At 66.7% G+C, this 24254-nt stretch carries 21 protein-coding genes; 16 read left to right on the forward strand and 5 right to left on the reverse strand.

What is annotated here, in order from left to right; all coding sequences use genetic code 11:
- Positions 1 to 62 precede the first annotated feature (62 nt).
- Positions 63 to 452 carry a response regulator gene (locus tag ACSFBM_RS07180; protein WP_435483764.1) on the forward strand — a complete coding sequence of 130 codons (390 nt, stop codon included), beginning with the start codon at positions 63 to 65 and terminating at the stop codon, positions 450 to 452.
- Between the two features lie 67 nt (positions 453 to 519).
- Here the strand turns inward: ACSFBM_RS07180 and ACSFBM_RS07185 are convergent, their stop codons facing one another.
- From ACSFBM_RS07185 to ACSFBM_RS07200, 4 genes are all read right to left on the reverse strand, one after another.
- Positions 520 to 1728, reverse strand: a complete 1209-nt coding sequence (locus ACSFBM_RS07185; RefSeq protein ID WP_435483765.1) for a branched-chain amino acid ABC transporter substrate-binding protein — start codon at positions 1726 to 1728, stop codon at positions 520 to 522.
- 134 nt (positions 1729 to 1862) lie between these two features.
- On the reverse strand, positions 1863 to 2258 hold the full coding sequence (locus ACSFBM_RS07190) for a hypothetical protein (RefSeq protein WP_435483766.1): 396 nt from the start codon (positions 2256 to 2258) through the stop codon (positions 1863 to 1865).
- A gap of 1 nt (position 2259) precedes the next feature.
- Complete coding sequence (locus ACSFBM_RS07195; protein ID WP_435483767.1) at positions 2260 to 2700, reverse strand: DNA polymerase III subunit chi; 441 nt, start codon at positions 2698 to 2700, stop codon at positions 2260 to 2262.
- A complete protein-coding gene (locus ACSFBM_RS07200; protein ID WP_435483768.1) occupies positions 2697 to 4220 on the reverse strand; it encodes a leucyl aminopeptidase in 1524 nt (507 codons plus the stop codon). The genes ACSFBM_RS07195 and ACSFBM_RS07200 overlap by 4 nt, the downstream gene beginning before the upstream one ends.
- 21 nt (positions 4221 to 4241) lie before the next feature.
- Here ACSFBM_RS07200 and lptF point away from each other — a divergent pair, with 21 nt between their 5' ends.
- From lptF to ACSFBM_RS07230, 6 genes are all read left to right on the forward strand, one after another.
- Complete coding sequence (gene lptF, locus ACSFBM_RS07205) at positions 4242 to 5363, forward strand: LPS export ABC transporter permease LptF (protein WP_435483769.1); 1122 nt, start codon at positions 4242 to 4244, stop codon at positions 5361 to 5363.
- On the forward strand, positions 5360 to 6472 hold the full coding sequence (lptG, locus tag ACSFBM_RS07210) for an LPS export ABC transporter permease LptG (protein ID WP_435483770.1): 1113 nt from the start codon (positions 5360 to 5362) through the stop codon (positions 6470 to 6472). Before lptF ends, lptG begins: the two co-directional genes overlap by 4 nt.
- Positions 6469 to 6852 (forward strand): sirohydrochlorin chelatase, encoded by a 384-nt coding sequence (locus ACSFBM_RS07215; RefSeq protein ID WP_435483771.1) that lies wholly within the window; start codon positions 6469 to 6471, stop codon positions 6850 to 6852. Before lptG ends, ACSFBM_RS07215 begins: the two co-directional genes overlap by 4 nt.
- A gap of 63 nt (positions 6853 to 6915) precedes the next feature.
- Entirely contained in the window at positions 6916 to 7857 is a 942-nt protein-coding gene (locus ACSFBM_RS07220; protein ID WP_435438294.1) for a CysB family HTH-type transcriptional regulator, read from the forward strand.
- Complete coding sequence (locus ACSFBM_RS07225) at positions 7854 to 9026, forward strand: pyridoxal phosphate-dependent aminotransferase (protein WP_435483772.1); 1173 nt, start codon at positions 7854 to 7856, stop codon at positions 9024 to 9026. Before ACSFBM_RS07220 ends, ACSFBM_RS07225 begins: the two co-directional genes overlap by 4 nt.
- Before the next feature lie 144 nt (positions 9027 to 9170).
- Positions 9171 to 9329 carry a DUF3309 family protein gene (locus tag ACSFBM_RS07230; RefSeq protein ID WP_435438292.1) on the forward strand — a complete coding sequence of 53 codons (159 nt, stop codon included), beginning with the start codon at positions 9171 to 9173 and terminating at the stop codon, positions 9327 to 9329.
- Positions 9330 to 9398: 69 nt separating this feature from the next.
- Here the strand turns inward: ACSFBM_RS07230 and hrpA are convergent, their stop codons facing one another.
- Positions 9399 to 13352 (reverse strand): ATP-dependent RNA helicase HrpA, encoded by a 3954-nt coding sequence (gene hrpA / locus ACSFBM_RS07235; protein WP_435483773.1) that lies wholly within the window; start codon positions 13350 to 13352, stop codon positions 9399 to 9401.
- Positions 13353 to 13498: 146 nt separating this feature from the next.
- On the opposite strand from hrpA, the gene argA reads away from it, so the two are divergent.
- The 9 genes from argA (at position 13499) to ACSFBM_RS07280 (ending at position 24247) form a co-directional block, all read left to right on the forward strand.
- Positions 13499 to 14845 (forward strand): amino-acid N-acetyltransferase, encoded by a 1347-nt coding sequence (gene argA, locus ACSFBM_RS07240; protein ID WP_116907571.1) that lies wholly within the window; start codon positions 13499 to 13501, stop codon positions 14843 to 14845.
- Positions 14846 to 14879: 34 nt separating this feature from the next.
- Positions 14880 to 15518, forward strand: a complete 639-nt coding sequence (locus ACSFBM_RS07245; protein ID WP_435483774.1) for a LysE family translocator — start codon at positions 14880 to 14882, stop codon at positions 15516 to 15518.
- 133 nt (positions 15519 to 15651) lie between these two features.
- Complete coding sequence (locus ACSFBM_RS07250) at positions 15652 to 16656, forward strand: DUF3829 domain-containing protein (RefSeq protein WP_435483775.1); 1005 nt, start codon at positions 15652 to 15654, stop codon at positions 16654 to 16656.
- A gap of 52 nt (positions 16657 to 16708) precedes the next feature.
- On the forward strand, positions 16709 to 17917 hold the full coding sequence (gene dapC / locus ACSFBM_RS07255; protein WP_435483776.1) for a succinyldiaminopimelate transaminase: 1209 nt from the start codon (positions 16709 to 16711) through the stop codon (positions 17915 to 17917).
- Between the two features lie 66 nt (positions 17918 to 17983).
- Entirely contained in the window at positions 17984 to 18808 is an 825-nt protein-coding gene (dapD, locus tag ACSFBM_RS07260; protein WP_435438288.1) for a 2,3,4,5-tetrahydropyridine-2,6-dicarboxylate N-succinyltransferase, read from the forward strand.
- 64 nt (positions 18809 to 18872) lie between these two features.
- Positions 18873 to 20024 carry a PilT/PilU family type 4a pilus ATPase gene (locus ACSFBM_RS07265; protein ID WP_435483777.1) on the forward strand — a complete coding sequence of 384 codons (1152 nt, stop codon included), beginning with the start codon at positions 18873 to 18875 and terminating at the stop codon, positions 20022 to 20024.
- A 16-nt stretch (positions 20025 to 20040) separates the two neighbouring features.
- On the forward strand, positions 20041 to 21216 hold the full coding sequence (gene dapE / locus ACSFBM_RS07270; RefSeq protein ID WP_435483778.1) for a succinyl-diaminopimelate desuccinylase: 1176 nt from the start codon (positions 20041 to 20043) through the stop codon (positions 21214 to 21216).
- Entirely contained in the window at positions 21213 to 22094 is an 882-nt protein-coding gene (prmB, locus tag ACSFBM_RS07275; RefSeq protein WP_435483779.1) for a 50S ribosomal protein L3 N(5)-glutamine methyltransferase, read from the forward strand. Before dapE ends, prmB begins: the two co-directional genes overlap by 4 nt.
- A gap of 173 nt (positions 22095 to 22267) precedes the next feature.
- Positions 22268 to 24247 (forward strand): ABC-F family ATP-binding cassette domain-containing protein, encoded by a 1980-nt coding sequence (locus ACSFBM_RS07280; RefSeq protein ID WP_435483780.1) that lies wholly within the window; start codon positions 22268 to 22270, stop codon positions 24245 to 24247.
- The last annotated feature ends 7 nt before the right edge of the window (positions 24248 to 24254 follow it).

The following is a 24254-nucleotide window of genomic DNA, read 5'->3' on the forward strand; positions in this document are numbered from 1 at the left end:
TCTCCTACGCTGCGGCGGCGTCAGGCACGCTACGCTATTGGTTCTCACAGCGAAACCACGGCATGGCCCTCATCACGTTCCTCGTCGAGGACAACAAGACCATCAGGGATAACCTGGTCCCGGCACTCGAGGATCTGGTCAATGGCCATGTGGTCGGCTTCGCCGAAACCGAAACCGAAGCGCTTGCCTGGCTCGACACCCACCCCGACGACTGGCAACTGCTCATCGTCGACCTGTTCCTCAAGGAAGGCTCCGGCCTGGGCGTGCTGGCGGGCTGTACGGCACGCAAGCCGACGCAGCGCGTGGTGGTGCTCAGCAACTACGTCACGGTAGACATTCGCGCGCGCTGTGCGGCGCTCGGTGCCGATGCGGTGTTCGACAAGTCACGCGACCTCGACGCCTTCATCGAGTACTGCAACAGCGACCGCCTCTCGGGCCTCGCCCCGCTCTGAACGGCTTCGGCGACAGGCATGAAAAAAGGGCCCGAAGGCCCTTTTCTTTTTTGGCGAAAGCCGCCGATCAGCGCACAACGGCGATCTGCGTGCGCACGCCACCCTTGTAGGTGTACAGCGTCAGCGCGCCGTTCTTGATGTCGCCCTTTTCGTCAAAGGCGATCGGGCCGGTCACGCCCTTGTATTGCACCTTGCCGACTTCAGGCAGGTACTTTTCGGGGTCGGAAGAACCGGCCTTGACCATGGCTTCCGCCAGCACGTTGACCGCGTCGTACACGTAAGGTGCATAGATCTGCACTTCCACGCCGTTCTTGGTCTTGAACTTGGCCTTGAAGTCTTCCAGCGGCTGCTTGAAGTCACCGTCCACGCCACCGGCTTCAGCGCACACCACCATGTCTTCGCCGATGGCATCGCCAGCCAGCTTCGGCAGTTCGCCGGTGCACAGGCCGTCGCCACCCATGAACTTGACGTTCAGGCCGAGTTGCTTGACCTGCTTGAGCATCGGGCCGCCGACAGCGTCCATGCCGCCGAAGAACAGCACGTCGGGCTTGGTGGCCTTGAGCTTGGTCAGGATGGCGTTGAAGTCGGTCGACTTGTCGGTGGTGAACTCGTGGCCCACGATGGTGGCGCCAGCAGCCTTGGCCGCCTTTTCGAACTCTTCGGCAACGCCTTGGCCGTAAGCGGTACGGTCGTCGATCACGGCAATGTTCTTGCCCTTGAGCGTATCGACCGCGTACTTGCCCAGCGTGCCACCGAGTTGCGTGTCGTCAGCCACCACGCGGAACGTGGTCTTGAAGCCTTGACGCGTGTACTTCGGGTTCGTGGCCGAAGGCGAGATCTGCGGAATGCCAGCGTCGCTGTAGAGCTTGGAGGCGGGAATGGTGGTACCCGAGTTCAGGTGACCGACCACGCCGTTGACCTTCTCGTCCACGAGCTTCTGTGCCACTGCGGTGCCTTGCTTCGGGTCACCGGCATCGTCTTCTGCGACCAGTTCGAACTTGGCGGTCTTGTCGCCGATCTTGATGCCCTTGGCATTCAGGTCTTCGATCGCCATCTTGGCGCCCATTTCGTTGTCCTTGCCCAGGTGGGCAATAGGACCGCTGGTAGGTGCCACGTGACCGATCTTCACAAGCAGCGTTTCTCCGGCAGGTGCGGGCGCAGCTGCAGCCGGGGCCGCGGCGGTCGGCGCTGCTGCAGGTGCAGCCGCTTCTTCTTTCTTGCCGCAAGCCACGAGCGTGATTGCAGCCAGTGCGACCGCTGTCCATTTCAATTGCATGAGAACCTCCAGAACTTGGATAAAGAATAAAAAACCGGTCGTGTGATCCGGGCGCGCAAACCTCGCAAGTTCCGCGCCGCAGGCCAGTGGCACCCTCACGCCGTTGCGACCTGCGGCGCAGTTTAGCTGAGGATTTATGCGCCGGAAGCTGGCGTAGACCCTGTGTTTTCCGAGAGTTCGGCGGCCATTGCCTCGATCACCAATGCACGCAAAACGGCCTCGATTTCATTGCGCAAACGCGGCACCATGGCATCGAGCTGATGCTGAATGGCCGCGGACACCGTGTCGCTCAGGCGCTCTTCCAGCGACAGGTCGACGCGCTGCAGTACGCGGTGCAGAAGCTGCTCTTCGAGGCTGACGATTTCGGCCTGCGTCAGTTGCGCCGCGGGCGGCAATGCCATGGCGCTCGCCGCGTCGGGAGGTGGTGCCAGCTCTGCCTGTGGCGCAGGGTTCGCGGGCTCCGCGGGAATCTCGAGCACCGTGGTCAGCGTGGGAACGAACCGGGGCGGCGTGCGCAGCGTGCTGGCCATGTCAGGAACTCTTTGCGAAGTCGTGCGGCTGAATGGTGTAGCCGCGGTCGGCATAGTGGCGCCAGCGTGAACGGCCGACCTGGCGGTCGTTGGTCTCGTCGCTCACGATGTCGATCATGCGCTCGTAGCGCTCGAAACCCGCGGGCACGTCGAGCCCAAGGTTCACCAGCATCTCGCGGTGCGGCAGCGATGCCGCGTCGGCGCCCTCCACGGACAGCACGACGGGCGAACGCGCCACCACATGGGCCGGCGCATCGCCGCGGCAGTGCGCGACGAAGTCCACCGGCGAGAGTTGCCAGAGCGCGGCGTCTACCGCGTCGAGCGTGTGCGCATCGCCCACCACCACCACGCGAAGGCCGCGCGCATTGACGGCCTTGCGAACCAGCCGGCAGGCGTAGTTCAGCTTGTCCGGCGCGTTGTAGTGAAAGCCGATTTCCGTCACGTTGCCGACCGGGCCTTTCGCGTCGGCGCCTTGACCGCCTTGACGGGCTTGACCACCTTTGCCTTGGCGGGCACCTCGGTGCTGCCCGCGCGGGTCGTCAGGTACGACACCAGCAGGCCCACCGGCCGGCCGGTCGAGCCCTTGGCCGCCCCGCTCTTCCAGGCCGTGCCGGCGATGTCCAGGTGCGCCCAGGCGAAGTCGCCGGCAAAACGCTGAAGGAACTTGGCCGCGGTGATGGCTCCGCCGGCGCGCCCGGCAATGTTGGCCACGTCGGCAAAGTTGCTCTTCAGGCCTTCCGCATAGTCGTCGTCCAGCGGCAGGCGCCAGCAACGGTCTTGCGAGGCCTCGCCGGCCGCTTCCAGTGCGGCGGCCAGCGTGTCGTCGCTCGAGAACAGGCCGCTGCGCACGCCGCCCAGCGCGACCACGCAGGCGCCGGTGAGCGTGGCGATGTCGATGACGGCGGCGGGTTCGAAGCGCTTCGCATAGGTCAGCGCGTCGCACAGCACCAGGCGGCCCTCCGCGTCGGTGTTGAGCACCTCGATGGTCTGGCCGCTCATGCTGGTGACCACGTCGCCGGGCTTGACCGCGCGCCCGTCGTTCATGTTCTCGCAGGAGGGAATGAGGCCGACGACGTTGATGGCGGGCTGGATATCGCCGAGCGCGCGGAACGTGCCCAGCACGCTCGCCGCACCGCACATGTCGAACTTCATCTCGTCCATTTCGGCGGCCGGCTTGAGCGAGACGCCGCCGGTGTCGAAGGTGATGCCCTTGCCGACCAGCACCACGGGCGCCTGGTCCTTCGGCGCCCCGTGGTAGCGCAGCACGATGAAGCGCAGCGGTTCGGCCGAACCCTGGGCCACGGCAGCGAACGAGCCCATGCCGAGCTTCTCGACTTCCTTGGGCCCCAGCACTTCGCATTTGATGTTCGGCAGCTTGGCCAGGCCCTTGGCGGCCTCGCCCAGCAGCGTGGGCGTGGCATGGTTCGCGGGCCGGTTGCCCCATTCCTTGGCCAGCTCGATGCCGTTGACAACGGCGCGGGCGTCGTTGAAGGCGCTTTCCACAGCGGGCGAATCGGCCACGCCGAGCGTCATGTTGCGGATGGTGCGCGGCTCGGCCTTCGATTTGGTGGTCGTGTAGACGTAGCTGGCATCGGCCGCGGCGGTCACGGCGCAAGCCACGGCGGCACCGTCCGCGGGCTGAGCGAACACCACGACCACCCGCTTCGGTGCATGGGCCTTGGCGGCGCTGACCGCGGCAAGCACGCCGCTGCGGACCGCCGCAGGCTTGCCGTCGCCGATGGCGGCAAGCACCACACGGGAGGCCACGACATCTTCCGGCCGGTAGAGCGCCAGCAGCTTGCCGGCCTTGTCAGGCAGGTCGCCGGCCTTGCGGGCACTGGCGGCCAGCACGGAAAGCGGGTCCTTGGCGGTAAGGGGAGCGCTGCCGACGAGCACGATCAGGACATCGGATTTCTCGGCTGCAGCCTGGGCGACGGTGAGGGTCTTGAGTTGAAAGTCCATAATCCTTTTTTTCCTCGAACGATGTTATTCCATTCTTCCCTACGCAAGGAGCTGTCCCGCAGCTTCGGAGCAACCCTCGTGGTCCTGGTCACCATCGTGATGACCATGATGCTCATCCGTACCCTGGGGCTCGCCTCCAAGGGCAGTGTGAACCCGCAGGAAGTGTTCCTGGTCATGGCCTACACGGTGCTCGGCTACATGCCGACCATCCTGAGCCTGAGCCTGTTCATCGCCATCGTCGGCACCCTCTCGCGCATGTACCGCGACAGCGAAATGGTGATCTGGTTCTCCAGCGGGCGCGGGCTCATGGACTTCGTGAAACCGCTGTTCCGCTTTGCCTGGCCGGTGCTAATCCTGATCTCCGTGATGGCGCTGGTGGGCTGGCCCTGGGCCAATTCGCAGACCATCGGCATGCGCCAGCAGTACGAGCAGCGCAGCGACATCGAGCGCGTGTCGCCGGGCGAGTTCCGCGAGTCCGCAGGGCGCGTGCGGGTGTTCTTCATCGACAAGGACACACCGGACAACTCCAAGGCCACCAACGTCTTCATCTGGTCGATCGAGCGCAACCTGCAGATCACCACCTCGGCGCGCAGCGGCAGCATCGAGAACATCGGTAACTCCCGCTACCTGCTGCTCAACAACGGGCAGAGGCTGGAGCAGCCGATGGCCAACACCGGCCTGAAGATCAGCGAATTCAAGACCTACGGCACCCGTGCCGGCGGCGACAACGGCACGGTGAACGACGCCACGCCGCCACGCGCCCGCACCACCGTCTCGCTGCTGGCCGACCCGGGCAACCCCAGCCGCGGCGAGCTGGCCTGGCGCATCGGCATGCTGCTGACCGCCGTCAACTTCGTGCTGCTGGCGCTGAACGTGTCCAGCGCCAACCCGCGAGTGGGGCGAAGCGGCAACCTGCTGCTGGCCCTGTTCGCCTTCGTCATCTACTACAACATGCTCAACATCGGGCAGAGCTGGATCAGCTCCGGGCGCTTCAGCATGGCCGGCTTCATGGTGATGCTGCATGGCAGCGTGCTGGTACTCAACCTCGCGTGGCTGAGCGTGCGACAGAACAACTGGGGCCTGCGCACACGGCGAACCCGCGCCCCCGCAGTGCTCACACCCAAGATCGAACCCACGACGTGAAAACGATAAGACGCCTGATCTACGTGGAGGTGCTGAAGTCCGTTGCGTTCGTGACGCTCGGCTTCCTGAGCCTCTTTTTCTTCTTCGACTTCGTCGACGAGCTGCAGTCCATCGGCAAGCCGGACAGCCTGAACTACGGGCCCGTGCAGGCACTGATCTACGTGACCCTGCTGATACCGAGCCATCTGTACGAGCTGCTGCCGATCACCGTGCTGATCGGCTCCATCTTCGTCATGGCGCGGCTCGCGCAGAGCTCGGAATACACCATTCTTCGCACCAGCGGCCTGGGTCCCTGGCGTGCGCTGCGCACCCTGCTGCTGCTGGGCATCGGCTTCGTGATCCTGACCTTCGCCGTCGGCGACTATGTCGCGCCCGCCTCCGAGCGCACGGGCCAGCTGCTCAAGGCCAAGTACCAGGGCATCTACTCCCTGGCCGGCAACACCGGCGCCTGGCTCAAGGAAAAGCGCGGCAACGTGTCGTACGCGGTGAACGTCCTGTCCATCGACCGCAAGGGCGCGCTGAAGAGCCCGCGCATCTTCGAGTTCGACGCCAACGGCTACATCAGCAACCAGATCGTGGCGGGTTCGGCCGTCATCGGCGACGACGGGCACTGGATGCTTACCAACGTGGAAGAGCAGAAGTTCGACACGCGCACTTCAGCCAACCAGGCCCGCATCGTCACGACCCAGATGCCGCAGCTGAACTGGCCCACCTCGCTGACGGGCGAGATGGTGTCCGTCGCCCTGCTGCGCCCGGACCGCATGAGCACGATCGACCTGTTCGACTACATCCGCCACCTCGACGCCAACGGCCAGACCGCGCAGCGCTACGAGATCGAGTTCTGGCGCAAGGTGTTCTACCCGCTCTCATGCCTGGTGATGGTGGTGCTCGCCCTGCCCTTTGCGTACCTGCACTTCCGCCAGGCCGGCATCACGACCTACGTGTTCGGCGGCGTGATGATCGGCATCAGCTTCTTCCTGCTGAACAACGTGTTCGGCTACCTCGGCAACCTGAGCAACTGGTCACCGTGGCTCACCGCCGCGGCGCCGGGGATGATCTATTCGGTGATGTCGCTCACTGCCTTCAGCTGGCTGGTGTTGCGACGATGACGACCACCACACACAGACAGGCGCAGGGCATCGTCCTGCTGGCACACGGCTCGCGCGACGAGCGCTGGCGCGAGCCGATCGAAGCCGTGGCCGCGCGCGTCACCGCCCGGGCACCCGACGCGCTCGTGACTTGCGCCTACATGGAACTGGCGACGCCCGACCTTCCCACGGCGGCGGCGGCCCTGATCACCGCCGGTGCGCGCGCCATCCGCGTGGTCCCACTGTTCCTCGGCATGGGCAAGCATGCCCGCGAAGACCTGCCGCACCAGCTTGAAGCACTGCGCCAGAAATGGCCCCACATCGACATCTCGCTCGCCCGCATCGTGGGCGAAGAGCCCGAACTGGTCGACCTGCTGGCCCGAATCGCCATCAAATCCTGATCGCTCGGTCATTTCGATAGATTAAGAAGGCATAATGAATTCCGTAATAAGACGGAATTTGATATGAATCTGCATCAGTTCAAGTTTGTCCAGGAAGCCGTACGGCGCAACCTGAACCTCACCGAGGCGGCCAAGGCGCTCCACACCTCGCAGCCCGGTGTCTCCAAGGCCATCATCGAGCTCGAGGAAGAACTGGGTGTTGAAATCTTCGCGCGCCACGGCAAGCGCCTGAAGCGCGTGACCGAGCCGGGCCAGCACGTCATCGCCAGCATCGAGCTGATCATGCGCGAGGTGGGCAACCTCAAGCGCATCGGCGAGCAGTTCAGCGCGCAGGACAGTGGCACCCTCTCCATTGCCACCACGCACACCCAGGCGCGCTACGTGCTGCCGGTGCCCGTGGCGAACCTGCGCGAGGCGTACCCCAAGGTCAATGTGAGCCTGCACCAGGGCTCGCCCGACCAGGTGGCGCGCATGGTGATCGACGAAATTGCCGAGATCGGTATCGCCACCGAGTCGCTGGACGGCTACGCCGAACTCGTGACCCTGCCCTGCTATGAATGGCAGCACGTGCTGGTACTCCCCAAAGACCACCCGCTGGCCGCCAAGGAGCGCATTTCGCTCGACGACCTGGCGCTCGAGCCGATCATCACCTACCACCCGTCGTTCACCGGCCGCACGCGCATCGACCACGCCTTCGCGCAGAAAAAGCTGTCGCCGCGCATCGCGCTCGAAGCCATCGACTCCGACGTGATCAAGACCTATGTGCGCCTGGGCCTGGGCGTGGGCATCGTGGCCGAGATGGCCGTGCGAGACGAGTCGAACGCCGACCTCGTGGTGCGCCCCATGGGCCATGTGTTCGGCCAGAATATCGCGCGGGTCGCGTTCAAGCGCAGCGCCTATCTGCGCAACTTCGTGTTCAAGTTCGCCGAGCTGCTGTCCGACCGCCTGGACCGCAACCTGATCGCCAAGGCCCTGAGCGGCCACCAACAAGACTACGAGCTATGAGCACAGTTCACGCCCCGCGCACGCCGGCCATCGGCACCAAGCTGCCCTCTGTAGGCACCACCATCTTCACGGTCATGTCGACCCTGGCCGCCGAGAAGAACGCGGTCAACCTCGGCCAGGGCTTTCCGGATTTCAACTGCGATCCGAAGCTGCTCGAAGACGTCACGGCCGCCATGGCCGCGGGCCACAACCAGTACCCGCCGATGCCGGGCATTCCGGCATTGCGCGATGCCATTGCCGCCAAGATTTCCGCGCTCTACGGACACCGCTACAGCGCCGCCACCGAAATCACCGTGACCGCGGGCGCCACGCAGGCCATCATCACGGCCATCCTTGCCGTGGTGCGCGCGGGCGACGAGGTGATCGTGCTGGAGCCCTGCTACGACAGCTATGTGCCCAACATCGAGCTGGCCGGCGGCAGCGTGGTGCGCGTGCCGCTCACGCCGGGCACCTTCCGGCCTGATTTCGACAAGATCGCCGCCGCGCTCACGCCGCGCACGCGCGCCATCATCATCAACACGCCGCACAACCCGAGCGCCACGGTCTGGACCGAGGCCGAGATGCGCAAGCTCGAGGAGTTGCTCGCCCCCACCGACGTGTTCGTGATCAGCGACGAGGTGTACGAGCACATGGTCTACGACGGCGCCCGCCACGAAAGCGTGGCGCGGTTCCCGGGCCTGGCGGCGCGCAGCTTCATCGTGAGCAGCTTCGGCAAGACGTACCACGTCACCGGCTGGAAGGTCGGTTTCGTGGCCGCGCCGGCGCCGCTGATGGCCGAGTTCCGCAAGGTGCACCAGTTCAACGTGTTCACCGTGAACACGCCGATGCAGCACGCGCTCGCGCACTACATGGCGCAGCCCGAGCCCTACCTCGAGCTGCCGGCCTTCTACCAGCGCAAGCGCGACCTGTTCGCCGCCGGCCTGGCCGAGAAGACCCGCTTCAAGCTGCTACGCAGCGAGGGCAGCTACTTCCAGTGCGTGGACATCTCGGCGGTCAGCGACCTGTCGGAAGCCGACTTCTGCCTCTGGCTCACGGGCGAGATCGGCGTGGCGGCCATTCCGCTGTCTGCTTTCTACGGCAACGGTTTCGACCAGCGCGTGGTGCGCTTCTGCTTCGCCAAGAAAGACGAGACGCTGCACGCGGCGCTGGAGCGGCTGGCACGCCTTTGACGCGCGCGCCGACGGCATTCGGCTGGAATGCCGACGCCCTCGGTAGGACGTTCACTGACCACCGAAGGGGCGGCTATCCGGCGATCCGCTCGCCGGGGCGGGAGGAGCATGGAGGCTCATCACAACAACCGCCCTGGAGAAACCATGTCGCTCTCATTCATTCTGCTGATCGTCCTGATCCTGATACTGATCGGCGCGCTGCCGAGCTGGGGGTACAGCCGGTCCTGGGGCTACGGACCCAGTGGCGGCGTCGGCCTGATCGTCGTCATCATCATCATCCTGGTGCTCATGGGCCGCATATAGGCCCGGCCAGTCACCCATGAAAAAGCCCGCGAAAGCGGGCTTTTTTTCGTTCGCGCGCCGGTGCGCGGCTCAGGCCTGCAGCTGCGCCCAGGCCTTGTCCAGCCGCTTCACGCTCACCGGCTGCGGTGTGCGCAGCTCCTGCGCGAAGAAGCTCACGCGCAACTCCTCCAGCAGCCAGCGGAACTCGAGCATCCGGTCGTCCACCACGCCCTTGCGCTCGGCCACCAGGCGCCAGTAGCGCTGGTCCTGCGGCTTCAGCTCGGCCAGCTTGGCGGCGTCGCGCGCAGGGTCGGCGCGCAGCTTGTCGAGCCGCAGCACGATGGCCTTCAGGTAGCGCGCAAAGTGCTGCAGCTGCGACCACGGCGCATCGGCGATGAAGCGCTTGCCGACGAGGCGCTGCAGCTGCTGCGCGGCGTCCTGCACGGCGTCGGGCTGGATCCTGGTGTCCTTGATCTTGCGCGCGGCGGCGGCGTACTCCACCAAAATGGTCGACGCGAGCCGCGCCACCTCGTTGGCAATCAGCGTGAGCCGCCCACGGCCCTCCTCCAGCCTCTTCTTGAAGGCGAACTCGTCGCTCGGCAGCGGCTCCTGCAGAAAGGCGCGGTCGATCGCCACGTCGATGATCTGCGTGCGCAGTTCCTCGGACGTGCCCAGCGGCATGTAGGCCACCGACATCTTCTGCAGGTCGGGGATGTTCTTCTCGAGGTACTTGAGCGCGTCCTTCAGTTGCAGCGCGAACAGCCGGCGCAGGCCGGCACGGTGCTTCGTGGCAGCCACGGCGGGCTCGTCGAACACCTCGATGGTCACCGCGTCGCCTTCGTCGCGCAGCGCCGGGAAACCGATGAGCGACTGCGCGCCGCGGCGCACTTCCATCAGTTCGGGCAGTTCGCCGAAGGTCCAGCCGGTGTAGCGCTGGCCAGCCGGCAACGCGGTCGCTGCGGCGGGTGCGGGTGCTTGCGCGTTCCTCGCGGGCTGCGCCGAAAGGTCGTCCGATTCGGCGGCCTTCTTCTGCGGCGACGCCTTCACGTTCAGCCCCGCCAGTGCCTGGAAGGCGCCGCGCGCCTGCGCGCCCAGCTCGGCCTTCAGCGCACCAAGATTGCGCCCCATGCCCAACTGGCGCCCATGCTCGTCGACCACGCGCAGGTTCATGAACAGGTGCGGCGGCAGCATGTCGAGCTTGAAGTCGGCGCGCTTCACGTCGATGCTGGTCATGTCGCGCACGCGCTTGAGCAGCACGTCGGTGAGCGAGCCGGTGCCGAACAGCTCGGGCGCCGACAGTTCTTCCGCCAGTTTCGAGGCCGACTCCGGCAGCGGCACCAGCCGCGAACGCGGGCGTTGCGGCAGGCTCTTGAGCAGCGCCTGGATCTTGTCCTTGAGCATGCCCGTCACCAGCCACTCGCAGCGCTCTTCGTTGACCTGGTTGAGCACGAACAGCGGCACGCTCGCGGTGAGTCCGTCCTTGGCGTCGCCCGGCTCGTGCAGGTAGGTTGCGGCGCAGTCCACGCCGCCCAGGCGCAGCGTGGGCGGGAACGACTGCGTCGTGATGCCGGCCGCCTGGTGGCGCATCAGTTCGTCGCGCGTGAGGAACAGCAGGCGCGGCTGCTCCCTGGAGGCGTGGCGGTACCAGTTCTCGAAAGTGATGCCGCTGGCCACATCGGCGGGCAACTGCGCGTCGTAGAAGGCGAAGATCAGCTCGTCGTCGACCAGCACGTCCTGCCGGCGCGCCTTGTGCTCCAGCCCTTCGACCTCGCGCACCAGCTTGCGGTTGGCCGTGAGAAACGGGAACTTGCTTTCCCATTGCCCGCCGACCAGTGCTTCGCGGATGAAGATCTCGCGCGCCGCAACCGGGTCGACCTTGGTGAAGTCGACACGGCGCCCGCTGTACACCACCAGGCCGTACAGCGTGGCGCGCTCCAGCGCAGAGACCTGCGCACCCTTCTTCTCCCAATGCGGATCGAGCAACTGCTTCTTCAGCAGGTGCCCGGCCACCTGTTCCAGCCACTGCGGCTCGATGTTGGCCACGCCGCGCCCGAAGAGCCGCGTGGTCTCGACCAGTTCGGCCGCCACGATCCAGCGGCCGGGCTTCTTCTTCAGGTGGGCGCCGGGGTGCTTGTAGAACTTGATGCCGCGCGCACCGAGATAGGCCTCGTCGTCCTCGAGCTTCCAGCCGACGTTGCCCAGCAGGCCGGCCAGCATCGACAGGTGCAGCGGCTCGTAGCCCGCGGGCTCCGAGTTGATGCGCCACTTGTGCTCGGTCACCACCGTGAGCAGCTGCGAATGAATGTCGCGCCACTCCCGCACGCGGCGAATATTGATGAAGTTCTGCCGCAGCAGCTGCTCGTACTGCCGGTTGCTGAGCTTGTGCGTGTCGCCATGTCCGCCGCGCGCGTCGGCGATCCACTTCCACAGCCGCAGGTAGCCGCTGAACTCGCTCTTCTCGTCGTCGAACTTCGAATGCGCCTGGTCGGCCTGCTGCTGCGCCTCCATGGGGCGGTCGCGCACGTCCTGCACACTCAGCGCCGAGGCGATGACGAGCACTTCCTCGAGCGCACCGCGCGAGCGGGCTTCCAGGATCATTCGCCCCACGCGCGGATCGAGCGGCAGCCTGGCCAGCTCGCCGCCCATCGGGGTGAGCTCGTTGGCGTCGTCGACCGCGCCGAGCTCGTTCAGCAACTGGTAGCCGTCGGCAATGGCGCGCGGGGACGGCGCTTCCAGGAACGGAAAGCGCGACACGTCGCCCAGGCGCAGCGACTTCATCCGCAGGATCACGCCCGCCAGCGACGACCGCAGGATTTCCGGATCGGTGAAGCGCGGGCGGCCTTCGAAATCTTTCTGGTCGTACAGCCGGATGCAGATGCCGTCCGCCACGCGCCCGCAGCGCCCGGCGCGCTGGTTGGCCGCGGCCTGGCTGATCGGCTCGACCATCAGCTGCTCGACCTTGCTGCGGAAGCTGTAGCGCTTGACGCGCGCGGTGCCGGTGTCGATCACGTAGCGCGTGCCCGGCACGGTGAGCGAGGTTTCGGCCACGTTGGTGGCCAGCACGATGCGCCGGCCGGTGTGGCTGTCGAAGATGCGGTCCTGCTCGGGGCCCGACAGCCGCGCGAACAGCGGCAGCACTTCAGCGTTGCGAAACAGCGGCTGGTTGCTCAGGTGGCGGCGCAGGTGGTCGGCCGCCTCGCGGATCTCGCGCTCGCCCGGCAGGAAGATCAGGATGTCGCCCGCGTTGTGCGGGTCGCGCCAGAGCTCGTCGACACCGTCGGCAATGGCGTCGTTCAGGTCGTGCTCGCGCGACTCCTCGAACGGGCGGTAGCGCTGCTCCACCGGAAAGGTACGCCCCGACACGTAGATGATGGGCGCCGGAATCATTGGCCCCCACGCTCCGCGCTGCGCGTCGTCACTGCCCCCCGAGGGGGCCGCCCCCGCCTTGGGGCGGCCCGGCGGCGGGGCGGCCGACGCGAAATGCTGCGCAAAGCGGTCGGCGTCGATGGTGGCCGACGTGACGATCACCTTCAGGTCGGGCCGGCGCGGCAATATCTCGCGCAGGTAGCCCAGCAGGAAGTCGATGTTCAGCGAGCGCTCGTGCGCCTCGTCGATGATGAGCGTGTCGTAGGCCTTCAGCAGCGGGTCGGTCTGCGTCTCGGCCAGCAGGATGCCGTCGGTCATCAGCTTGACCGAGGCGTCGCGGCTCAGGCGGTCCTGGAAGCGCACCTTGAAGCCGACCACGTCGCCCAGCGGCGTCTTCAGCTCCTCGGCAATGCGCTTGGCCACCGAGCTCGCGGCAATGCGGCGCGGCTGCGTGTGGCCGATCAGGCGGCCCTTGCCCGGTTCGGCGTTCAGCTTGCCGCGGCCCAGGGCGAGCGCGATCTTCGGCAGCTGCGTGGTCTTGCCCGAGCCCGTTTCGCCGCAGACGATCACGACCTGGTGCGCCTGGATGGCGGCCATGATTTCGTCGCGTCGGCCCGAGACGGGGAGCGATTCGGGGAATTCGATGCGCAAGGGAGCGGAGGGGGTCGTGGTCGTCAAGGCAAGGCAGTCGTCGGGCTGGCGCGGCGGGCAAACCGTCGATTATCGGTGCCCGGGGCCTTCGGTGCAGTGGGGCCGCAACCGCCTGCGAAACCGCAGGGCGCGAGTCAGGCAAACGACGTCTCATGAATGCACAATCACGCCCCATGTCCACCGTCTTCAATTTCACCTTCGTGCCGTGGTTCCGCTCGGTCGCGCCCTACATCCACACGCACCGCGGTAAGACTTTCGTGGTCGGCCTCGCGGGCGAGGCGATCGCGGCGGGCAAGCTGCAGAACATTGCGCAAGACCTGGCGCTGATCCAGAGCATGGGCGTGAAGATCGTGCTGGTGCACGGCTTCCGCCCGCAGGTCAACGAGCAGCTCGCGGCCAAGGGCCACGAGGCGCGCTACTCGCACGGCATCCGCATCACCGACGAGGTGGCGCTCGACTCGGCGCAAGAGGCCGCCGGCCAGCTGCGCTACGAGATCGAGGCGGCCTTCAGCCAGGGTTTGCCGAACACGCCGATGGCCGGCTCCACGGTGCGCGTGATTTCGGGCAACTTCATCACCGCACGCCCCGTGGGCGTGGTCGACGGGGTCGACTTCAAGCATTCGGGCCTGGTGCGCAAGGTCGATTCGGCCGGCATTCGCCGCACGCTCGACTTCGGCGCGATGGTGCTGATGTCGCCCTTCGGCTTCTCGCCCACCGGCGAGGCCTTCAACCTCACGATGGAAGAAGTGGCTACCAGCGTGGCCATCTCGATCCAGGCCGACAAGCTGATCTTCCTCACGGAAATTCCGGGCATCCGCATGGACAGCGAGCTGCCCGAGAGCGAAGACAACCCGATCGACACCGAGCTGCCGCTGGACGCCGCCGAGAAGCTGCTCGCCTCGCTGCCGCCGGCCCAGAAGCCGACCGACACGGCCTTCTACCTGCAGCACTGCGTGAAGGCCTGCAAGGCCGGCGTGGAGCGCAACCACATCCTTCCCTTTGCGCTGGACGGCTCGCTGCTGCTGGAGGTGTATGTGCACGACGGCGTCGGCACCATGGTGATCGACGAGAAGCTCGAAAGCCTGCGCGAAGCCTCGGTGGACGACATCGGCGGCATCCTGCAGCTGATCGAGCCCTTCGAGCGCGACGGCACGCTGGTCAAGCGCGACCGCACCGAGATCGAACGCGACGTGGGCCACTACACGGTGATCGAGCACGACGGCGTGATCTTCGGCTGCGCGGCGCTCTACCCGTACCCCGAGGCGAAGACCGCCGAGATGGCCGCGCTGACCGTCTCGCCGCTGTCGCAGTCGCAGGGCGACGGCGAACGCATCCTGAAGCGCATCGAGCACCGCGCCAAGTCCATGGGACTGGAAAGCATCTTCGTGCTCACCACGCGCACCATGCACTGGTTCCTCAAGCGCGGCTTCCAGCAGGTCAACCCCGACTGGCTGCCCGAGGCGCGCAAGCGCAAGTACAACTGGGACCGCAAGAGCCAGGTGCTCGTCAAGAAGATCTGACGCGCCGCTGAAACCCACGAAGGAGACTGCCCCGATGACGCTCGCCACCGCCCTGCTCTTCGCGCTCGTGGCCTTCGCCGCCATCGCCACGCCCGGTCCCACCGTGCTGCTGGCGCTGAGCAACGGCTCGCGCCACGGCGTGCGACATGCGTTGCCGGGCATGCTGGGCGCGGTGCTGTCGGACTTCGTGCTGGTCGGGGCCGTCGCACTCGGCCTGGGCGCGCTGCTGGCGGCGTCGGAGTTCTGGTTCTCCATGCTCAAGTGGGTCGGCGCGGCATACCTGGCGTGGCTGGGGCTGCGCATGCTGCGCTCCAGGGGCGGACTGCAACTGCCGGTCGCGGATGCCGCCGCGTCGGTCACCGCAGGCGAAAGCCGGCGCATCTTCTTCAAGTCCTTCTTCGTCGCGGTGACCAACCCGAAGGGCTACATCTTCTGCTCGGCCCTGCTGCCGCAGTTCATCGACCCCACGGCCGCGCAGGCGCCGCAGTACCTGGCGATTGCGCTGATCTTCGCTGCGCTCGACATGACGGTGATGCTGGCCTACGCCTTCGTCGGCGCACGCGCGATCCGGCTGCTGACCGTGTCGGCCACGCGCTGGATCGACCGCGCCTGTGGCGGCATGCTGCTGGTGCTGGCCGGCTCGCTGGCCTTCTACCGGCGCGGTGCGGCCTGAGCGCGCGCGCCCTCGCGGCCTGCGTCCGGCGGGCTGCACCCTGATGTTTCCCGGGGCCTTGCTTGCCCTGATGATTTTTCGGCAAGCCGGAGACGGCTTGCCTGCGCGTTTCTTTAACGGAGGAAAAGTAAGAATGAAGTACTGGAAGATCCTGGGAGCCACGCTTGTCACCGCTTCGGCACTCCTCGCAGGGTGCGGCGATGCATCCGACAAGGCCCAAGCCTCGCAAGACAAGCCCGCGACGACGCAGGCCGCCAACGAGCAGAAGCTGGTGGAGAAATACAACATCTACGTCGAGGTGTCGAACGACCTGAGCACCTCCTTCCAGCAGGCGCGAGAGGAATACATGGCGCAGCAGGTGCCGCTGCTGCAGGCCAAGGCGCCGCTGACCAGCATGCGCATCCAGAACGACATCCTGATCGACCGCTCGGCGAAGAAGCTGGACAGCGCCGCCGCCATCGATGCGCCGCTGCCCGAGATCGACGCGTCGGCCAAGGCGTTCTCTGCCGCGCTCAAGGTGCTGTCGCCCCTGAGCCGCGAGCTGAACAACTACGCAAACTCCAAAGGCTACCTCGCCGACAACGGCGACAAGGCCCGCCAGATGAACGCCGACTACCTGGCCGCGCTCACCACCGTGGCCCAGACGGAAGCCGCCTTCGACAACGGCCTGAGCGCGCGCGACCGGGCCCTGACCAAGGAGGCCTTCGAGAAGGCGCCCAAGGACACCGCCGCCTACTACCGTGCCGGGCTCATCTATCACGGCAAGCTCAACCACAACGATGCCAACGTGCTTTTCGAATCCCCCAACGACCCGAAGGCGCTGGCCGCCTTCGAAGCCTCGCTGGCGCTGGTGGCAGACTCCGCCGCCGGCTGGAGCAGGAAAATCGCCGAACAGTCAGCAGACAACAGCACGGCCGCCAGGAGCTGCAGCGGCAGCATGCTGCATATCAACGAGTTCATCGGCCAGTCGCGCTCGATGGTCAAGGACATCAAGGCCGGCGTGTTCAACCGCAAGGAAACCGGCGCGATGGCCCGCATGCCGGCGTACATGCGCAGCTCCAGCATCGTGAGCTCCGCGAACCGCTACAACCAGAACTTTGCCAACATGATCGGCCAGTTCAACCATTCGCTGTGCTGAGGAAGAAGGCGGCGCGCCCCCGGACGCGGGGCCGTCGCCGATAATCCCGGGCATGAATCCCTTGCTTTCCAGGTTGCAGCCCTATCCCTTCGAGCGGCTGAAGCAACTGTTCGCGGGCGTCACGCCCAACCCCGAATTCGCCGCCATCAGCCTGGGCATCGGTGAACCCAAGCACGCCACGCCGGCCTTCATCAAGGAGGCCCTGAGCGCCAGCCTCGGCGCGCTGGCGGCCTACCCGGCCACCGCCGGCGACCTGAAACTGCGCACCGCCTTCACCGACTGGCTGCAGACCCGCTACAGCCTCGCGCTCGACCCGGCCACGCAGGTGCTGCCGGTCAACGGTTCGCGCGAGGCGCTGTTCTCGCTGGCGCAGACCGTGGTCGACCCCACGGCCTCACCCAAGCCGGTGGTGATCTCGCCCAACCCGTTCTATCAAATCTACGAGGGCGCAGCCCTGCTCTCGGGCGCCGAACCGTACTACGTGCCGAGCGTGGCCGCGCGCAATTTCGCGGTCGACTGGGACAGCGTGCCCGAGGCCGTCTGGACCCGCACGCAGCTGGTGTTCGTCTGCTCTCCAGGCAACCCCACGGGCGCCGTGATGCCGCTGGACGAGTGGCAGAAGCTCTTTGCGCTGTCGGACCGCCACGGCTTCGTGATCGCGGCCGACGAGTGCTACAGCGAAATCTATTTCCGGGACGAGCCGCCGCTCAGCGGCCTGGAAGCCTCGGTGAAGCTGGGCCGGCCCGACTTCAGGAACCTGATCGCCCTGACCTCGCTGTCCAAGCGCAGCAACGTGCCCGGGCTGCGCAGCGGTTTCGTGGCGGGCGACGCCGCCCTGATCAAGAAATTTCTGCTCTACCGCACCTACCACGGCAGCGCCATGAGCGGCACCGTGGGCGCGGCCAGCATCGCGGCCTGGGGCGACGAAGCCCACGTGGTCGAGAACCGCGCCAAGTACCGCGCCAAGTTCGCGGCCGTCACGCCGCTGCTCGAGCCGGTGCTCGACGTGCGCCTGCCCGACGCCAGTTTCTACCTCTGGGCCGGCGTGCCCGAAGTGTGGGCTGGCGACGACGAGGCCTTCGCCCGCGCGCTCTACGCTCAATACAATGTCACGGTTTTGCCGGGGAGCTATCTGGCGCGCGACACCGACCACAGCGCCAACCCCGGCCGGGGCCGCATCCGCATGGCGCTGGTGGCCGAAACCGCCGAGTGCGTCGAGGCCGCCGAACGCATCGTCCGATTCGTCCAGGGCGCTCGCTGATCCCGCCGATCCGCCTGCCAGTCGAACCGCTCTCCCCGCACCCATTTTTCACCCGAGACTTTCTCCATGACCCAGCAACTGCAACAAATCATCGACGCCGCGTGGGACGACCGCGCCAACATCTCGCCCGCCGCTGCGTCCGCCGAAGTGCGCGATGCCGTCGAGCACGTGATCACCGAGCTGAACAACGGCAAGCTGCGCGTGGCCACCCGTGAAAGCGTCGGCCAGTGGACGGTGCACCAGTGGATCAAGAAGGCGGTGCTGCTGTCGTTCCGCCTGAAGGACAACGAGCAGATCCAGGCCGGCTCGCTGGGCTTCTACGACAAGGTGCCGACCAAGTTCTCGCACCTGTCGGCCGCCGAGCTGAAGGAATCGGGCGTGCGCATCGTGCCGCCGGCCGTGGCACGCCGCGGCAGCTACATCGCCAAGGGCGCGATCCTGATGCCCTCGTACGTGAACATCGGCGCCTATGTGGGCGAAGGCACCATGGTCGACACCTGGGCCACCGTGGGTTCGTGCGCACAGATCGGCGCCAACGTGCACCTGTCGGGCGGCGTCGGCATCGGCGGCGTGCTCGAGCCGCTGCAGGCCGGCCCCACCATCATCGAAGACAACTGCTTCATCGGCGCGCGCTCGGAAGTGGTCGAAGGCGTGGTGGTCGAGGAGAACTCGGTGCTGTCGATGGGCGTGTTCATCGGCCAGAGCACCCCCATCTACGACCGTGCCACCGACACCGTGCTGTACGGCCGCGTGCCCGCGGGCTCGGTCGTGGTGGCCGGCAGCCTGCCCAAGCCCGGCGGCAAGTACAACACCTACGCAGCCATCATCATGAAGAAGGTCGACGCCAAGACGCGCTCGACCACGTCGCTGAACGACCTGCTGCGCGACTGATCGCCCCTTTTCCGAGCGATCGCTTTTCCCCTTAGAGAACAACAGCACCCGAGGAGAGAGACCGATGAACATGATGGAGCGGATTCTTCGTTTGATGGCCGAGCGCAAGGCCTCCGACATCTACCTCTCGGCCCACTCCCCGGTGCTGATCCGCATCAACGGCAACTGCGTGCCCATCAACGCGCAGGTGCTGCCGGCCACGGCGCCGCTGGCGCTGCTGTCCGAAGTGGTCCCCGCCGAACGCATCCAGGAACTGGAGCGCACGGGCGAACTGAACATGGCCGTGGCGCTCGAAGGCGCCGGCAACTACCGCCTGAGCGCCATGCGCCAGCGCGGCAGCTACGCGGTGGTGGTGCGCCACATCAGCGCCGTCATTCCGAGCTTTGCCGACCTGAACCTGCCCGACATCCTGAAGACGCTCATCATGGAGAAGCGCGGGCTGATCCTGATGGTGGGCGCCACCGGCGCCGGCAAGACCACCACGCTGGCCTCGATGCTGGACTACCGCAACGAGCACGCCAGCGGCCACATCCTCACGGTCGAGGAGCCGATCGAGTTCACCTTCACCAACAAGAAATCGGTGGTGAACCAGCGCGACGTGGGCAGCGACACCGCCTCGCTGCAAACGGCGCTGAAGAACGCGCTGCGCCAGGCGCCCGACGTGATCCAGATCGGCGAAATCCGCGACCGCGACACCATGTCCGCCGCCATTGCCTACGCGCAGTCCGGCCACCTGTGCGTGGCCACGCTGCACGCCAACAACAGCTACCGTGCGCTGAACCGCATCCTGAGCTTCTACCCCGTCGAGGTGCGCGCCACGCTGCTGGGCGACCTGGGCGGCGCGCTGCGCGCGGTCGTGTCGCAGCGCCTGCTGCGCACACCGGCCGGCGCTCGCATTCCGGCGCTCGAGGTCTTGCTCAACACCGCGCTGGTGGCCGAGCTGATCGAAAAGGGCGACTTCTCCGCCGTCAAGGAGGCCATGGAAAAGTCGATGGCCGAAGGCTCGCAGACCTTCGAGGAAGACATTGCCCGCCTCGTCATCGAGGAGCGCGTCAGCCGCGAAGAGGGCCTGGCCCAGGCCGACTCGCCCACCAACCTCATGTGGCGCCTGCAGAACCGCGCCGCGCCCAAGCAGCAGCAGGTCGAAGATCGCGCCCTGACCGACCAGCTCGACGAACCCACCTTTACCGACATCACGCTGGACGTGAAGTTCTGAACCAAGCCTTTTCCCGATGTCCCGTACGCTCCAGCTCGCCGAACAACTCATCTCGCGCCCTTCCGTCACACCGGACGATGCGGGCTGCCAACAGATCCTCGGCGAACGGCTGGCGGCACTGGGCTTCACGCTGGAAACCATCGAGAGCGGCCCGGCCGACTTTCGCGTGACCAACCTGTGGGCGGTGCGCCGTCCACGGAACGCCGCGACCACAAAAACGCTCGTGTTCGCCGGCCACACCGACGTGGTGCCCACCGGCCCCGTCGAGCAATGGACCAGCCACCCCTTCACGCCCACGCACCGCGACGGCAAGCTGTACGGGCGCGGCGCCTGCGACATGAAGACCTCGGTGGCGGCCTTCGTGGTGTCCATCGAGGAGTTTCTGCAGGCCGTGCCCGAGCCGCGGCTCACGCTCGCCCTGCTGCTCACCAGCGACGAGGAAGGCCCCGGCGTCGATGGCACCGTGGTCGTGTGCAACGCGCTGGCCGCGCGCGGCGAGGTCATCGACTACTGCATCGTCGGCGAGCCCACGGCGGTGGAGCGCTGCGGCGACATGATCAAGAACGGCCGCCGCGGCACCATGAGCGGCAAGCTCACGGTCAAGGGCGTGCAAGGCCACATCGCCTATCCGCACCTGGCGAAGAACCCGGTGCATTCGGTGGCGCCCGCGCTGGCCGAACTGGTGGCGCTCAACACGGCCGGCGGCTGGGACGCGGGCAACGCCTACTTCCAGCCGACCAGCTGGCAGATCAGCAATTTCCACTCGGGCACGGGCGCGAGCAACGTGATTCCGGGCAGCGCGGTGATCGACTTCAACTTCCGCTTCTCGACCGAGTCGACGCCCGAGTCGCTGCAGCAGCGCGTGCACGCCGTGCTCGACGCGCACCAGGTCGACTACACGCTGGCCTGGACCATCGGCGGCCTGCCCTTCCTGACCACGCCGGGCGAGCTGGTCACGGCCGTGCAAGGCGCCATCCGCGCCGAAACCGGCATCGAGACCGAACTGTCGACCAGCGGCGGCACCAGCGACGCGCGCTTCATCGCCAAGATCTGCAAGCAGGTGGTCGAGCTGGGCCCGGTGAACGCGAGCATCCACAAGATCGACGAGCACATCGACGTGGCCGAGATCGAGACGCTGAAGAACATCTACCTGCGCACGCTCAAGCAGCTGGACGCGGCGCTCACCGCATGAGCACCGTCATCGCACTGATCGAGGCCGGCGCCCAGCGGCTGGAGGACGCCGGCGTGGCCTTCGGCCATGGCACCGCCAATGCCTTCGACGAAGCCGCCTGGCTGGTGCTGTGGCGCCTGAAGCTGCCGCTGGACGACATCGACGCGGTGGCCGACACGCCCGTGTCGCCGGCCGATGCGGCCAAGGTCGCCGCGCTGTTCGACGAACGCATTGCCACGCGCAAGCCCGCCGCCTACCTCACCAAAGAGGCCTGGCTGCAGGGCGTGCCCTTTTACGTGGACGAGCGCGCCATCGTGCCGCGCAGCTTCATTGCCGAGCTGATCGCCGACGGCAGCATCGACTACTGGCTCGGCCCGCACACGCAGCGCGTGCTCGACCTGTGCACCGGCAATGGCAGCCTGGCCGTGATTGCGGCGCTGACCTACCCCGATGTGACGGTCGCTGCCGCCGACCTGTCGGTCGAGGCGCTCGAAGTGGCCGCCATCAACGTCACCCGCCACCAGCTGGACGCGCGCGTCACGCTGATCGAATCTGACGGTTTGCAGAACGTGCCCGGCCGGTACGACCTGGTGCTGTGCAACCCGCCTTACGTGAACAGCCAGAGCATGGCCGCCCTGCCAGCCGAATACCGCGCCGAGCCCGAACTGGCGCTGGCCGGCGGCACCGACGGCATGGACTTCGTGCGCCGGCTGTTCGCCGACGCGCCCGCGCGCATGAGCGAACAGGCGGTACTGGTGCTGGAGATCGGCAACGAGCGCGACCATTTCGAGGCGGCTTTTCCGCAGCTCGAAGTCGTGTGGCTCGAAACCTCGGCCGGCGAGGACCAGGTCTTGCTTGTGACCCGCGACGCCCTGGTGGCCGGCGCCGGCGCGCGTTAGCGGCGCCAGCCCCAAGCCCCGTTCGTTGCCCTCTCGCGGCCAGCAGCTGCGATCCCCACGCCGCGGCCCTTGGCCGCAGCCCCCAGTTTCCGGGCGATGTCCCCCGCGCCTTTGTCCCTTTTCGCCAGCCCGAAAAGGCCGGGCGGGATAATCGCCCCTACGGTTCCTCTTTCATGATCACTCTCAAAAACGTCATTCTTCGCCGCAGCGCCAAGAAACTCCTCGACGGCGCCACCGTCAACCTCAACCCCGGCGAAAAGGTCGGCCTCGTGGGGCGCAACGGTGCCGGCAAGTCGTCGCTGTTCGCGCTGTTCAACGGCTCGCTGCACGAAGACGGCGGCGACTTCTATGTGCCCAAGCAGTGGCGCATGGCGCAGGTGGCGCAGGACATGCCCGAAACCGACGAGTCGGCCACCGAGTTCGTGGTGGGCGGCGACACCCGCCTGACAGAGCTGCGCGCCACGCTGGCCGCCATCGAGGCCGCCTATGCGGAGAACCCCGACGACGCCGACATCGGCATGGAACTGGCCCATGCCTACACCGACCTGGCCGATGCCGGCGAGCACGACGCCGTGCCGCGCGCGCAGGCGCTGATCCTGGGGCTGGGCTTCAAGTCGAACGAGCTCGACGGCGCCGTCAACAGCTTCTCGGGCGGCTGGCGCATGCGCCTGCAGCTGGCCCGCGCGCTGATGTGCCCGAGCGACCTGCTGCTGCTCGACGAACCCACCAACCACCTGGACCTGGACGCACTGGTCTGGCTCGAAGCCTGGCTGCAGAAGTACGCCGGCACCATGATCGTCATCAGCCACGACCGCGAGTTTCTCGACGCCGTGACCGACGTCACCCTGCACATCGCCAACGCCCAGCTCACGCGCTACGGCGGCAACTACAGCGCCTTCGAGACCCTGCGCGCCGAGCAGATGGCACTGCAGCAAACCGCCTTCAGCAAGCAGCAGGACAAGATCGCCCACCTGCAGAAGTTCATCGACCGCTTCAAGGCCAAGGCCAGCAAGGCCAAGCAGGCGCAAAGCCGCGTGAAGGCGCTGGAGCGCATGGAGAAGGTCGCGCCGCTGCTGGCGGAGGCCGACTTCACCTTCGAGTTCAAGGAGCCGGGCAACATTCCCAACCCGATGCTGTCGATCAGCAACGCGAGTTTCGGCTACGAAGTGGAAGACGCCGCGCCCAAGACCATCCTGCGCGGCGTCAGCCGCTCGGTGCTGGCGGGCCAGCGCATCGGCATCCTGGGCGCCAACGGCCAGGGCAAGTCGACGCTGGTGAAGACCATCGCGCGCGAAATGGGCGCGCTGGCCGGCGAAGTCACCGAAGGCAAGGGCCTGAACATCGGCTACTTCGCCCAGCAGGAACTCGACGTGCTGCGCCCGCAGGACAACCCGCTCGAGCACATGGTGCGCATGGCGCGCGAACTCGGCAGCGCCGTGAAGGAAGCCACCGGCGAGCAGGCGCTGCGCGGCTACCTGGGCAGCTTCAACTTCAGCGGCGACATGGTCAAGCAGCCCGTGGGCACCATGAGCGGCGGCGAAAAAGCCCGCCTCGTGCTCGCGATGATGGTGTGGCAGCGCCCCAACCTGCTGCTGCTGGACGAGCCCACCAACCACCTGGACCTCGCCACCCGCGAGGCCCTGGCCGTGGCGCTCAACGAGTTCGAAGGCACGCTGATGCTGGTGAGCCACGACCGTGCGCTGCTGCGCTCGGTGTGCGACGAGTTCTGGCTCGTGGGCCGCGGCGTCGTGGCCGACTTCGACGGCGACCTGGACGACTACCAGCGCTACCTGCTCGACGAGGCCAAGCGCATGCGTGAAGAGGCCAAGGTCGCGACGCGCGAGGCGATCAGCACCGCAGCCGCGGCAGCCGCCGCGCCCGCCGTGCCGCAGCAGCGCAAGCAGGACGCCCAGGAGCGCCAGCAGCGCAGCGAGCAGGCCAAGCCGATCAAGCGCGAAATCGCCCAGATCGACGAACGCATGGCAGCCGCAAGCACCGAGCGCGCCGCGCTCGAGGCCCGCATGAGCCAGCCGCTGCCTTCCGCCGAGATTGCCGATGCGGGCAAGCGGCTGAAGGCCCTCAACGACGAAATCGGCCGCCTCGAAGAGCGCTGGCTGGCCCTGTCGGACCAGCTCGAAGCGCTCACGGCCTGAACCTGAC

Origin of the sequence: Variovorax pasteuri (assembly GCF_051216435.1) — a bacterium.
Taxonomy (GTDB): domain Bacteria; phylum Pseudomonadota; class Gammaproteobacteria; order Burkholderiales; family Burkholderiaceae_C; genus Variovorax.